Raw genomic sequence first — 13,149 nt, 5'->3', positions numbered from 1 at the left:
TATATAGGGGAACGATATCCGAGTGGATGTATGGTGTCAAGCCACAATCTCTCGGACTACGAGACTGAGCGGGAGCAGTTCTCGTGGGACGACATCTACGCGGAAGCGGATTGGGACGCACCGGCGGAACTGAACATCGCACACGAAACCGTCGACAGACACGCGACCGATCGGGAAACGGTCGCACTCTACCAGGTCGATACCGACGGCGAGCTCACGAAAACGACCTTCTGGGAGCTGGCAGACCGCTCGAGTCAGTTCGCGGACGTCCTAGAGCGGCTGGGCGTCAAGCAGGGTGACCGCGTGTTCTCGTATATGCCACGGATTCCGGAACACTACGTGGCTATGATCGGGACGCTCAAGCGGGGTGCCGTCTGGGGGAGCGTCAACGAACGCTTCGGGCCGGACGGCATCTCCTATCGGCTCGACGACTGCGACGCGAAGGTCCTCGTGACAACGACCGACAACCGCGAGACCGTCGCAGACGCGCTTGAGGATGCGCCGACGGTCGAACACGTCATTACCGTCGACCGTGGCGACGGCGCACCCGCCGACGACGTCGTGTTCAATACGGCACTCGACGGCGCGAGCACCGAGTACGAGGCCGCCGACACTGACGGCGAAGACAACGCGTTGCTCTACTACACTTCGGGGACGACCGGGCTGGCGAAAGGCGTCCTCCATAAACAGCGCTGGGTAGCCGGTGTCGCGGCGACCCAGAAGTACGCCGTCGACCTACAGCCCGGTGACCTCTACTGGAGTACGGGCGATTTAGGCTGGCTGACAGGCGCGATCAACACTCTCGGAGCCTGGTTCTGGGGCACCTCGCTGTTCACCTACGAAGGCGAGTTCGACCCGGAGACGTGGGCTGAACTGCTCGACGAGTATCCTATCAACGTGCTATTCTCGGTGCCGACGGCCTACCGGATGCTCCGCGAGAATGAAGCGGTCCTCGAGGACGTCGACCTCGATCTGCGTCACGCGCTCTCGATCGGCGAGCCGCTGTCGGCGGGCGTCGTCGAGTGGGGCGAAGACGAACTCGGCGTCACCATCCTCGACACCTACGGCCAGACGGAGACGGGCAACATGATCATCAACAACTACCCGACAATGGAGCTCCGGCCAGGTTCGATGGGCAAGCCGCTGCCGGGCATCGAGGCCGACATCGTCGACCCCGAGACGGGCGAAGTACTCGAGCCCGGTGAGACCGGCGAGATTGCTGAGCGCGGGGACTACCCCTGTTTCTTCGCCGAATACTGGAACAAACCGGAAAAGACCGCCTCGTGTTTCGTCGACGGCCCCGACGGCGAGTGGTACCTCTCGGGTGACCTTGCGCACAAAGACGAGGACGACTACTTCTGGTTCGAGGGCCGGGCTGACGATGTCATCCTCTCGTCGGGCTACCGGATCGGCCCGTTCGAGGTCGAGAGTTCGCTGGGCGAACACGAGGCCGTCGCCGAGGCCGCCGTCGTGCCCAAACCACACCCAGAACGGGGCAACATCGTGAAAGCCTACATCGTGGCCAGCGAGGGCGTGACACCCTCTGAGGACCTCAAAGAGGACATCAAGACCCACGTCAAAGAGGAGCTGTCGGCCCACGAGTACCCGCGCGAACTCGAGTTCTGCGACGAACTACCCAAGACGGTCACCGGGAAGATCCGTCGAACAGAACTGCAGGATGAGGCGGAAGACGAGGTCGAACCGGCGACGTGAATATCCCTTACCTGGGAAGTAGTAGCGCAGACGATCACCTTTCGACACACTACACGATGAATTTCGAGTCTACCGAGGAACGGACGATGATCCGCTCGACCGCGGAAGCAGTCGCGGCCGACTACGGACCGGAGTATTGGCGCGAGAAAGAAGAAAATGGAGAGTTCGCCCAGGGGTTCTGGGACGAACTCGGGGAAGCCGGCTTCCACGGCCTGCTGGTCCCCGAAGAGTACGGCGGTGCCGGCATGGGGATGCAGGAAATGGGACTGGCAATGGAGACGCTCTGTGCCGAAGGCTGTGGGATGGCCGGCACCTGGTATCTGGTGCTCACCGCGGGCATGGCCGCTGTCGGCATCCGCGAGAACGGCACGGAAGCCCAGAAAGAGCGGTACCTCACCGACATCGCTACGGGTGAGCGAAACTTCTCCATCGGCATCACCGAACCCGAAGCGGGAACGAACACGCTAAACGTCGCCACTCGCGCCGAGAAAGACGGTGACGAGTACGTCCTCAACGGGCAGAAGGCGTGGATCACCTTCTCCGACCGGGCGGACAACATGGTCGTGGTCACCAGGACGACGCCGCTCGAGGAGGTCGAGCGGGGCACCGATGGCATCAGCCTGTTCATCGTCGATATGGACGCCGCCGGAATCGACGTCTCGCCGATCTCCAAACACGGCATCAACTACTCGAAGTCCTGTGAAGTGTTCCTCGAGGACGTTCGCGTTCCCGAAGAGGACCTACTCGGCGAGGAAGACGGGGGGTGGTGGTCGCTCGTCGACATGCTCAATCCAGAGCGCATCGGCTTCGCCGCGGCCGGGACGGGGATTGGGAAACTGGCAGCAGACACTGCCATCGCGTACGCCAACGACCGTGAAGTGTTCGACGCCCCGATCGGGAGCCATCAGGCAGTCTCGTTCCCGATCACCAAAGCCTACGCGCGGATGGAAACGGCCGCACTCATGCGCGAGAAGGCCGCCTGGCTCTACGACCAGGGTGAGGAGTGTGGCTACGAGACCAACGTCGCGAAGGCGACGGCAGTCGAGGCCGGCATCGAAGCGGTCAAGCAGTCGATGCAGGCCTTCGGCGGCTGGGGCTACGCCACGGAGTACGACATCGAGCGCTGGTGGCGTGAGATCAACCTCACACGGCTGGCTCCGGTCTCTCAGCAGATGGCGTACAACCACATCGGCCAGCAGCTCGGCTTCCCAAGGTCCTACTGACAATGTTCGAGAAAGTTCTCGTAGCGAACCGCGGCGAAATCGCGGTCCGTGTGATGGCAGCGTGTGAGGAACTGGGCTGTGAGACGGTCGCCGTCTACAGCGACGCCGACCGCAACGGCGGCCACGTCGACTACGCCGACGAGGCGTACAACGTCGGCCCGGCACCGGCCAGCGAGTCGTACCTCGATCAGGAGGAGATCATCGACGTCGTACAGCGAGCAGGCGCGGACGCGATCCACCCCGGCTACGGCTTCCTGGCTGAAAACGCCGAGTTCGCCCGTCGCGTCGAGGCGACGGACGACATCACGTGGGTCGGCCCATCGAGCGACGCCATGGAGACCCTCGGGGAGAAGACGAAGGCACGCTCCGTCATGCAGGAGGCCGGTGTCCCGGTCGTCCCCGGGACGACTGAGCCGGTCGGCGACGCCGACGAGGTGCGAGCGCTGGGCGAGGAGTACGGCTACCCGGTCGCGATCAAGGCCGAAGGCGGCGGTGGCGGCCGTGGCATGAAGATCGTCCGCAGCGAGGCCGAAGTCGACGACGCCCTCGAGAGCGCCAAACGTGAGGGCAAGGCCTACTTCGGCAACGATTCGGTCTACGTCGAGAAGTACCTCGATGCACCGAAACACATCGAGGTACAGGTACTCGCCGACCAGCACGGCAACGTCCGCCACCTCGGCGAACGCGACTGCTCGTTGCAGCGTCGCCACCAGAAGGTCATCGAGGAGGCTCCCAGTCCGGCGCTCGACGACGAGCTGCGCGCCGAGATTGGTGAAGCTGCCCGGCAGGGCGTCCGTGAGGCTGGCTATACGAACGCCGGTACGGTGGAGTTCCTCGTCGAGGACGGCGAATTCTACTTCATGGAGGTGAACACTCGCATTCAGGTCGAACACACTGTCAGCGAAGAAGTAACAGACATCGACATCGTCCGATGGCAGCTGCGGGTCGCCGCAGGCGAGGAACTCGCCTTCGACCAGGACGACGTCGAAATCGACGGCCACGCGGTTGAGTACCGCATCAACGCCGAGAACCCGGCTGCCGACTTCGCGCCTACCCCTGGGCAACTGACGACCTACCGGCCGCCGACGAGCATCGGCGTCCGCCTCGACCACGCGGTCGCACAGGGCGACGAGATTGGCGGCGACTACGACTCGATGATCGGCAAACTGATCGTCAGCGGCGAGGACCGCGAACACTGTCTCGAACGCTCGAAGCGCGCACTCGAGCACTTCGATGTCGAGGGCGTCCACACGACGATCCCGTTCCACCGGCTGCTGCTCGACGACGACGCCTTCGTCGCCGGCGATCATACTACAAAGTACCTCGATCGGGAACTCGACGACGACGCGCTCGAGGCGGCTGTCGACCGCTGGGGGCCCGCAGAGGCGGCTGGCGGCGACGTTACGGAGTCGACGACAGTAGAAGTCGCCGTCGAGGTCGACGGCAAACGATTCGACGTCGTCATCGAAGACGCAAGCACACGGACGACGGCCAAGTCCGCCGACACCGGCAGCGGTTCCGACGGCGGGTTCGCGGCCGAGGGTGCAGCCGAGGTCGCCACCGCCGACGCCATCACGGCCGAAATGCAGGGGACCATTCTTTCGGTCGCGGTCGATGAAGGCGACGAGGTCGCCGCCGGCGACGTCGTCTGCGTGCTTGAGGCAATGAAGATGGAAAACGACGTGGTCGCCGAACACGGCGGGACCGTCGAATCGGTCCCGATCGCAGAGGGCGACTCCGTTGATATGGGCGATACCCTCGTCCGAATAGAGTGATTTCCGATGCGAATCAGGATTGTAGACGATACGACCGAAACGGAAGCACGAGCGATCGCTGAAGCCGTGGCGTCGCAGTACCGGGAGGACGTGACCGTTGTCACCGACAGCGGCGACGAGATGAGTAGTGTGTCCTACGACGGAGACACCGATGCGACGGCCGAAGCCGAAACTGAGGACCAGCCGGAGGCGGACCGTGGGCCGACTGAGCGCGAGGAACGGCTGCTCGAGGAGATCGATGAAATCTTCGAGGGCGGCCCGGAGAAGTACAAGGAGCAGTTGCCCGAGGAGGGCAAACTGTTCGTCCGAGATCGGGTTGATCTCTGGTTCGGTGACGACTTCCTCTTCGAGGACGGCCGGTTCGCGGAGTTCGATGCAGACGACCAGCTGCCGGCCGACGGCCTCATCACGGGCGCTGCCGAGTTCGAGGGCCGGGACGTCCACTTCATGGCCAACGACTACACGGTCAAACGCGGCAGTATGGCCGAGAAAGGCGTCGAGAAGTTCCTGCGGATGCAACAACGCGCGCTGAAGACGGGCAAGCCGGTGTTGTACCTAATGGATTCGTCGGGGGGGCGGATCGACCAGCAGACCGGCTTCTTCGCGAACCGCGAGGGCATCGGGAAGTACTACTACAATCACTCGATGCTCTCGGGTCGCGTGCCGCAGATCTGCGTCCTCTATGGCCCCTGTATCGCCGGCGCGGCCTACACGCCCGTGTTCGCCGACTTCACGGTCATGGTTCGAGACATGTCGGCGATGGCCATCGCTAGCCCGCGTATGGTCGAGATGGTCACCGGCGAACAGATCGACCTGCAGGAACTCGGTGGGCCGGACATCCACGCCGGCTACTCCGGCAGTGCGGACCTCATCGCCGACGACGAGGAACACGCTCGAGAACTGGTCGCCCAACTGATGGGGTACCTGCCGAACAACAGCGACGAGAAACCGCCCCAAACGGACGGGCAGGCACCTGCACAGTCACCCGAGGGTATCGACGCCATCGTGCCACGGGAACCCAACAAGGGCTACGACATGTTCGACGTCATCGACCGGGTCGTCGACGCCGGCTCGACGCTCGAACTCCGTCCGGAGTTCGGCAAAGAGATCATCACCGCCTTCGCGAGGATCGATGGCCGGCCGATCGGCATCGTCGCCAACCAGCCTGCCCAACGAGCTGGTGCGATCTTCCCGGATGCCGCCGAGAAGGCGGCCCAGTTCATCTGGACCTGTGATGCCTACGACATTCCCCTGCTGTATCTCTGTGACACGCCAGGCTTTATGGCCGGCTCGCAGGTCGAGAAAGACGGGATCTTAGAGCAGGGTAAGAAGATGATCTACGCCACCTCCTCGGCGACAGTGCCCAAACAGTCGGTCGTCGTCCGGAAGGCCTACGGCGCGGGCATCTACGCGATGTCCGGCCCCGCCTACGATCCCGAGAGTGTCATCGGCCTGCCCTCGGGCGAAATCGCTATCATGGGGCCCGAAGCGGCGATCAACGCCGTTTACGCGCGCAAGCTCGCTGAGATCGACGACCCAGACGAGCGCGAGCGCAAAGAACAGGAACTCCGCGAGGAGTACCGCGAGGACATCGACGTTCACCGGATGGCGAGCGAAGTCGTCATCGACGAAATCGTCCCGCCGAGCAGTCTGCGGGACGAACTCACCAATCGCTTCGCGTTCTACGAGACAGTCGAGAAGGACCTGCCAGACAAGAAACACGGGACGATCCTCTGATCGCCCGCTACCCAGTTATTAGCCTCTCCAGCCACGACAGGATGCTACTACGAGGACTTTGAGGTCGGCGAGACCATTGAACACGAGAAGCGACGGACGATCAGCGAACGTGACAACCAGCAGTTCTATGACATGGAAATGAACTAGCAACCCCTGCATCTCGACGCTGCGTTCGCCTCGGAGACGCAGTTTGACGGGCGGGTGGTCAATGGGCTCTACGCGATGGGTCTGGCCGTTGGGCTCGCGATTCCCGACACCACCGACGGGACGACGTCTCGAGAACCTCCTGATCGCTATTTCGCTAACCGAGTTCTCGGTTCACTACGAAGCTGTTGCCCCCGAACTTGCCGAACACACATGGCAACTAGCTGCCGAACGCCTCCTCGAGCGGGGCTACTTCTACAGATAAGCAATGGGAGTGCCTCGGGGTTTGACCCCGAGGCGGTTCACGGAGTCGATACCGAACTTCGAGTAATATTATCAAAGGAATAGTATTAGATAATATTCGTCATTATCTTAGTTATAAAGATGATATACTCTATCTGGTAACTGTGCGCCAAGGAGAGGGAATGGCCGTTTCGTGTGGTGCTGGTAGCGAAATATCCCGGTCCCGCCGGGACCGACACCACGGGAACCGCCCTCCCCCATCAGCTATCGTTTCAGACCAACTATAAAGTTATCAGTCTTGTACTTTCTCTCATGCTTAGTATAATTTAAACGCACATGAAACAGACAACTCGAAGTGATGCCCGTGTGAGGACTTGCCTCGACCAAAGGTTCCGTAATCACCGCGCCCGCCAACGAGACTACGAACTCGAAACACTTGCACAGTTTGACAAACTGGCTCGTTATCTCGAGAAGGAGGCCAGCATTGAGGCACCAAATCCGCCTAAGCCTGGAGCGCTCGAGCAAGAGGTGAAAGCATGACGGGGTCCAAAAGCGGAAGCGCCGGTGATCCGTTCAGTAGCGACGACGCAGGCGATGAGTCCGGAGACGTCGATGTCCAGAATAACGAATCGGACACGCTCGAGACATCGGCGTCGGCATCAATGACTGAACCCGACCGTGAATCTGGATCCAGCAGTGAACTACTCCGCCCTACCGCGCTCGGGCCTCCCCGGCCCTCGCTTGGTGCGGACGGAGCTTCCTGTTTCTGTGTCGAAACGTGTAGGAACAGATCCCACAGCGTCCATAAGACGCGGAGCGTCTCGTGCGGCCCGGCAGAACGCCAACGGCGTTCTGCGGACGGTTCCAGACTCCGCAGGCGGCTTCCCGTTACGGGCGGTTCGGAGTGTCCCACTCCTACCGGTTCGACACTCGGCCACAACCGACGATGCACGCTTGTTGTCGCGTGTGAACACCGCCGGAAGCGTGGTGAGCATCTTATTACCACCTTCAACCGAAGGATAATAAAGGTGCCGATTCACACGAAACCAAGACGTGCGGGCGCTGTATCCCCTCCCTGCTCGCTTCGTTCGATGAGGATAGCGCGGGACCGTCGGTCCCGCTGACCATGCGAACGGCGTCGCCGTGAGCAGAAGGGGGCTTAGCGCCCTCAATTACAGCTAATCGCGACGACTGTGACGAGACCACCTCGACTTATAGAATCCGTTAGAATTATTTGCTCGTAGAGTGTTGCAACAGACAGTGGATCACCTCGACAGGATCTCAGTCGAAGAGCTGCAAGATGCTCTCGACAACGTGGGCGGAAAGAAGCCGACACAACGGCTCTTAGCCGCAATAGTGTACAAAAATGGCATCACGCAGACTGAACTATCCGAATGGTACGGCGTACAGTGACGGACGATCTATCGCTGGCTCAAGCGACTCGATACTGATGAGTCGCTCGAGCAGGCCGTTACTGATGTTCATCGATCTGGGAGAAAGCGAAAGCTCTCAGACAAAGAGCAAGAAGAATTCGAAGAAACTGCCCACGCATCTCCTGAGGAAGTTGCCCCTGACGCGCCAGCGCTCGTCCAGCAGTATCTTGTCGAGACCAACGATGTCGAGTACTCACTCCCGAGTTGCCGGCGATTGCTCAACGAAGCGGGATTGAACTATCAAAAACCACGCCGTACAGCCGCCGAATCCGATGCTGACGAGCAGGAAACGTTCCGCGAGGAGTTCAAAAAAGCGGCGGGAGATGGACGCCACAGGAGTCTGTATCGATCAAACCAAGAAATCTGTCAAGTCGAGTCGCGTGCCGCGTGGTTTCCGCGCGGTACGTGGCGGTCTGTCAAATTATCCGGCCAACACGACTGGACGTCTCTCTTAGGTGCGATCACCATCTTCGGTGATCGCTTTTTCGCCCGGTTCGAAGAGTACGTAACCCCCGAACACGCCAAACATTTCATTCCTTCGTCATGCAAAGAGTTCAAAGATGACTTGGTGGTCGTGCTAGATGGATCGCCGTCTTTCCAGGTGTCGGCCGTCACGGACCTGGTGGCCAGTGACGACCTCGCCTTCGTCACGTTACCGGCGTACTCGCCAGGGCGAAATCCTGTTGAAGAGTGCTGGAGACGACTCCAAGCCGCTCTCAGCAACCGCTTCTTCGAGACACTTGATGATCTTACAACGGCGATTGATACAGCTCTCGATCAGGTCTCTATACCAAATATGAGTGGTTATTTCTAACTTTTACTATAGCGAGCACAAACTCGAAGCTACAGGTAGATTGACCTCCACGAAGAACTTTGGGAGGCCGACGTTCGGTCAGTGATCATACATCCGGAGTTCTACCTACTGGACGCGGTGCACAACGGATGCCATGAGGCAGATACCCTTCATCGGCGGTCAATTGTCGAGGCCGTATTATTCGCTCTCAAGCAAGGGTACGGTGAAACGCTCTGGGCACGAACGTGGTTTGGTCAGTTCCGGGAACTCGTTCTGAAAGCGAGAAATATTGAACCCAATCTCTGACTTCGGTCAGTAGTTGTCGTAGACCGTCTTGCTGATGCTGTAGAAGTTAAGCCCAGCGTCGCCTTGCTCGCGGTAGGTTTCGCTTGAGGAGTCTTTCACACCACCGAAGGGAACGTGAAGTTCGAGACCAGTGGTCTTCTCGTTGATCTTGACGACGCCGGCTTCAACCTCCTCGGCGAAATGGTTCGCTTCGGTATGGTCGTCTGTAACGACGCTCGCCGAGAGCCCGTAGTCGACGTCGTTGGCGACGCGGAGCGCCTCGTCGAAGTCAATCACGGAGATAATCGCAAGTACCGGCCCGAAGACTTCCTCCTGGGCGATGCGCATCGTAGAGTCGACGTCCGCGAAAACCGTCGGCTCGACGAAATAGCCCTCGCGATCGAGGGTCGACCCACCGTACTCAAGGGATGCACCCTCTGTCTGAGCAATGTCGATGTATTCGAGTGTCCCCTCGAGTTCGGACTTGCTGACGTGGGGTCCCATATCAGGATCGTCGAGACCGTGACCGTGATCGATCGCCGCGGCACGGTCGACGACAGCGTCGACGAAGTCGTCGTAGACGTCCTCGTGAACAATCGCGCGGGAGGCGGCCGTACACGCCTGCCCGGTTACGCCGAACGCACCGGAAGCTACGATCTCAGCAGCCTCTTCAACGTCTGCCGTGTCACTGACAACCGTAGGGTTCTTCCCGCCCATTTCGAGCTGGACGCGCTTACCGTCCTCAGTCGCGGTGTCGTAAACGGTGTTTCCGACCGCCGTGCTCCCGGTAAAGGAGACGGCATCGACAGCTTCATGGCTGGCGATCGTCCCACCAACTTCGCTACCAGGGCCGGTGACAACGTTGAGCACGCCGTCAGGGAGGCCAGCCTCCTCGAGTGCCTTTGCAATCTCATGAACGACACCGGGCGCGAGTGAGGCGGGCTTGATGACGACCGCGTTACCCGCGGCCAGCGCCGGCGCGATCTTCCAGGCTGGGATCGCGATGGGATAGTTCCACGGCGTGATTAGTCCCGCAACGCCCAGAGGCTCGGTTTTCGTGTAGAGGTTCGTGTCGCGTGCGCTCGAACTCTTGACCGTACCACCGATGTCACTAGCCTTGGAGCCGTAGTAGCGGAAGATGTCGATCGCGCGTTGTACCTCGCCGCCGGCTTCACTCCAAGTCTTCCCCTCCTCACAGAGGAGCAGTTCGGTCAAGTCGTCTTTGCGCTGGTCCAGCAGGGACCCCGTCTTCGCGAGGATTCGGCCACGTTCCGGACCCGGCGTCGTTCCCCACTCATCGCTCGCGTCGCGCGCCGCTTCGATCGCCCGTTCAGCGTCTGCGGCGTCCGACTGGGGATAGGTCGCGATGACCGAAGACGGATCGGCGGGATCGGTCGTTTCGAACGTCTTACCGGTGTGCGATTCGAGCCACTCGCCGCTAATGTAGTTCAACCGTTGGTCAGGCATACGAGTAGAGTATGTCAGGTTCGCCTATAATTCTTGTCGTTCGGAAAGTTGCGCTCGATTGCCGCTGAAATAGGGGTAACAGAGCGTCGTCCGGCCGTGGACTCTTATCTCGACTGACGTTCCGTACGTTCGGTTACTCGTAGACGTGAACGGTTCCGGACGTGTTTTCCTCAATATAGTCCCAATCGTACTCGACGCCGAGACCGGGTCCGTCAGGAACTGCGACGGTCCCGTCGTCGTCGACGGCACTCATCAGATCGGAGTAGCTGCCTCGATAAATCGGTGGCTGGGTATTCTGGCAATCGGGATGTACCAGAGCCATCTCGTAGTAGTTAGAGTTTCGACACGCCGCGATGCAGTGGCGTTGGGCGGGGCCCGGCGCGTGGAATTCTACGTCGAGGCCGAATGCTTCGGCCATCCGGGCCACTTTGATTGCACCGGTGATACCCGCGTCGTACTCAGGATCGGCCCGCAGGAAATCCGTGGCGTCGTTGGCAGCGAAGTCTGATTTGATCTCCAATCCGCGAATGTGTTCGGTCTGAAGAATCGGCGTGTCGAGTTTTCGGGCAAGTTTCCGGTGGGCATGCTGGGAGATGCCGCCGTCGCGGAACGGATCCTCGTACCAGAAGAAACCTTGTTCGTCAAGGACACGTCCAAGTTCGAGCGCATCGGCGAAGGTTTCCAGTTCGCAAGCTGGATCATGCATCAGATCCATCTCGTCGCCGACTCGCTCGCCGACGGCGCGGACGGCCTCAATTTCGCGGGAGAGGTCACGTGATTCGTCCCCACCGCCCCAGCCATGAATCTTGAACCCGCCGAATCCCTGGTCGCGACACTCTTCGGCGAAGTCAGCGAACGCTTCGGGCGAATCGAGACCGCCGGCATCGTCACCGTGGTAGGTAGAGGCGTAGGCCGGGATTCGTTCGCGGTAAGTTCCCAGCAACTCGTGGATCGGTGCGTCGTAGTACTTGCCCGCGAAGTCCCACAGAGCGATGTCGATCGGGCCGATCCCCATCCGATCGTACTTCCGAAGAGCCCGCTTGATTTCCGACCAGTGTTTCTCGCGTTTTAGCGGGTTCTTTCCGATCAGATATTTCGCGATGATGTTGTACTGGGCCGCTGCCGGAGAGTTGCCACCAACGTACTCGCCGGTGATCCCTTCGTCCGTGTAAACCTTCACGCCGAACAACTTTCGATACGTCGTTTCACCGGGTTCGTACACGAGGTTGAATCCATGCTCGTCAGTCCCGATGTTTTCCAGTGGGTATTCGAACTCGCGGCTCTCGATCCGCGTGATCGTCGGTGCCATGCCAACGGCTTTCTCTGAATGGATAATAAAGCTGTCTACCGCGACTGCGTCGAGTTACTCGGTCCCAAGCGCGTCGATCCGTCGGAGCCCAGGGTCTCTAAATCCGAACGAACAGCCGATATGAGGCGGTTCGATGACCCTCGGATAGAGGTTCGATGCGGCGTGTTCGTGCAGCGCCTTAGGATCGGCACCAACTCCCTGCCACATATCGTGGTGGGATGGAATCAGCCTGGCGAGCCGCAACTGGTTCGCGGCCTCGATGATCTGATTTTCGTCCATATACCACCTGGTGCGCTCGCCGCGATCGAGTTCGGGTTCGTAGATCATACCGACCGATCCGAACGCGAGTGCACCGATGTCGAGGTCGAACTCCTCACCAACTGTTTCAAACGCCGTTGCCGGACGGCTGTCGCCGCCGTGGAAGAACGTTCCGGCATCGTGTTCGACGACATAGCTTACCGGCTCGATCGCATCAGGATCGTTCGCACCACGAACGTGGACAGTGAAGTCGCCGACCGCAAAACTATCGCCCGCTTCGACCTCGTGTCGCTGATCTGGGGGTGCCTCGAGGTCGCCATCATAATCCGGCGATTCGTACGAGGGGGCTGGAGCGTACAGATCCGCACCGAGATCGGTCACCAGCGGTCCGTACGACGGTGGATGCATGTGATCGATGTGTTCGTGCGTGACGAGGACACCGTCACAGTTGGTTGCGTCCGCAGGATCCATCGGTACCGGAATCATGCGAATGAGGTTCGGCGGGTCGCCGCTCCCAAAGTACGGATCGACGTAAAGCGTCGTCGTCCGAGACCGGAGAACAAATCCGTTACAGCCGAGATACCAGACCGTTACCCCAACTCCGGGATCGGTTGCTTCGATTTCCTCGCGGACGAACCAGTCGTTCCAGGTCGAATGTACCATATTGTGAACGTCCGCTTGAATTAGCTGAAAGAGAGGGCGCTAAGCCCCCGTCCTCAAGGAGCGAACGGCGTTAGCCGCGAGCGAGTAGGGCGGGGATACAGCGTCC

At 60.3% G+C, this 13,149-nt stretch carries 8 protein-coding genes and 4 pseudogenes; 9 read left to right on the top strand and 3 right to left on the bottom strand.

Annotation, left to right across the window (positions count from 1 at the left end; genetic code table 11):
• Nucleotides 1-30 precede the first annotated feature (30 nt).
• From NJU76_RS22330 to NJU76_RS27185, 9 genes and pseudogenes are all read left to right on the top strand, one after another.
• Nucleotides 31-1,713, top strand: a complete 1,683-nt coding sequence (locus tag NJU76_RS22330) for an acetate--CoA ligase (protein ID WP_254532671.1) — start codon at nucleotides 31-33, stop codon at nucleotides 1,711-1,713.
• Between the two features lie 56 nt (nucleotides 1,714-1,769).
• Nucleotides 1,770-2,936 (top strand): acyl-CoA dehydrogenase family protein, encoded by a 1,167-nt coding sequence (locus tag NJU76_RS22325; protein ID WP_254532670.1) that lies wholly within the window; start codon nucleotides 1,770-1,772, stop codon nucleotides 2,934-2,936.
• 2 nt (nucleotides 2,937-2,938) lie between these two features.
• Nucleotides 2,939-4,711, top strand: a complete 1,773-nt coding sequence (locus tag NJU76_RS22320; protein ID WP_254532669.1) for an acetyl-CoA carboxylase biotin carboxylase subunit — start codon at nucleotides 2,939-2,941, stop codon at nucleotides 4,709-4,711.
• Between the two features lie 6 nt (nucleotides 4,712-4,717).
• A complete protein-coding gene (locus tag NJU76_RS22315) occupies nucleotides 4,718-6,448 on the top strand; it encodes an acyl-CoA carboxylase subunit beta (RefSeq protein WP_254532668.1) in 1,731 nt (576 codons plus the stop codon).
• A 75-nt stretch (nucleotides 6,449-6,523) separates the two neighbouring features.
• Nucleotides 6,524-6,718 (top strand): annotated as a pseudogene (locus tag NJU76_RS22310) (MaoC/PaaZ C-terminal domain-containing protein); the annotation flags it as partial.
• The gene (locus NJU76_RS22305; RefSeq protein ID WP_254533948.1) at nucleotides 6,657-6,857 is read left to right on the top strand and encodes a hypothetical protein; all 201 of its coding nucleotides are present in this window, start codon (nucleotides 6,657-6,659) and stop codon (nucleotides 6,855-6,857) included. The pseudogene NJU76_RS22310 and the gene NJU76_RS22305, both read left to right, overlap by 62 nt.
• A 371-nt stretch (nucleotides 6,858-7,228) precedes the next feature.
• Nucleotides 7,229-7,375: pseudogene (locus NJU76_RS22300) on the top strand (ParA family protein); the annotation flags it as partial.
• Between the two features lie 720 nt (nucleotides 7,376-8,095).
• Nucleotides 8,096-9,082, top strand: a pseudogene (locus NJU76_RS22295) (IS630 family transposase).
• Nucleotides 9,083-9,127: 45 nt separating this feature from the next.
• Nucleotides 9,128-9,367 (top strand): annotated as a pseudogene (locus NJU76_RS27185) (IS5/IS1182 family transposase); the annotation flags it as partial.
• Between the two features lie 6 nt (nucleotides 9,368-9,373).
• Here the strand turns inward: NJU76_RS27185 and xacF are convergent.
• The 3 genes from xacF to NJU76_RS22275 all read right to left on the bottom strand — a co-directional run bounded on the left by xacF (nucleotide 9,374) and on the right by NJU76_RS22275 (nucleotide 13,043).
• Nucleotides 9,374-10,813, bottom strand: coding sequence for a 2,5-dioxovalerate dehydrogenase (gene xacF / locus NJU76_RS22285; protein WP_254532667.1), 1,440 nt, complete (start codon nucleotides 10,811-10,813; stop codon nucleotides 9,374-9,376).
• Nucleotides 10,814-10,946: 133 nt separating this feature from the next.
• Nucleotides 10,947-12,122 carry a mandelate racemase family protein gene (locus NJU76_RS22280; RefSeq protein WP_254532666.1) on the bottom strand — a complete coding sequence of 392 codons (1,176 nt, stop codon included), beginning with the start codon at nucleotides 12,120-12,122 and terminating at the stop codon, nucleotides 10,947-10,949.
• A 54-nt stretch (nucleotides 12,123-12,176) separates the two neighbouring features.
• On the bottom strand, nucleotides 12,177-13,043 hold the full coding sequence (locus NJU76_RS22275; protein ID WP_254532665.1) for an MBL fold metallo-hydrolase: 867 nt from the start codon (nucleotides 13,041-13,043) through the stop codon (nucleotides 12,177-12,179).
• Nucleotides 13,044-13,149: the final 106 nt, after the last annotated feature.

It is taken from the genome of Natrinema gelatinilyticum (assembly GCF_024266705.1).
Taxonomy (GTDB): domain Archaea; phylum Halobacteriota; class Halobacteria; order Halobacteriales; family Natrialbaceae; genus Natrinema; species Natrinema gelatinilyticum.
The sequence above is the reverse complement of the archived record's forward strand: the minus strand, read 5'-3'. Positions and strand labels throughout refer to the sequence as shown.

Bases quoted from the DNA above. Each gene is read 5' to 3' on its own strand.
- NJU76_RS22330 (WP_254532671.1), top strand. From the start codon at position 31: ATGGTGTCAAGCCACAATCTCTCGGACTACGAGACTGAGCGGGAGCAG.
- NJU76_RS22325 (WP_254532670.1), top strand. From the start codon at position 1,770: ATGAATTTCGAGTCTACCGAGGAACGGACGATGATCCGCTCGACCGCG.
- NJU76_RS22320 (WP_254532669.1), top strand. From the start codon at position 2,939: ATGTTCGAGAAAGTTCTCGTAGCGAACCGCGGCGAAATCGCGGTCCGT.
- NJU76_RS22315 (WP_254532668.1), top strand. From the start codon at position 4,718: ATGCGAATCAGGATTGTAGACGATACGACCGAAACGGAAGCACGAGCG.
- NJU76_RS22305 (WP_254533948.1), top strand. From the start codon at position 6,657: ATGGGCTCTACGCGATGGGTCTGGCCGTTGGGCTCGCGATTCCCGACA.
- xacF (WP_254532667.1), bottom strand. From the start codon at position 10,813: ATGCCTGACCAACGGTTGAACTACATTAGCGGCGAGTGGCTCGAATCG.
- NJU76_RS22280 (WP_254532666.1), bottom strand. From the start codon at position 12,122: ATGGCACCGACGATCACGCGGATCGAGAGCCGCGAGTTCGAATACCCA.
- NJU76_RS22275 (WP_254532665.1), bottom strand. From the start codon at position 13,043: ATGGTACATTCGACCTGGAACGACTGGTTCGTCCGCGAGGAAATCGAA.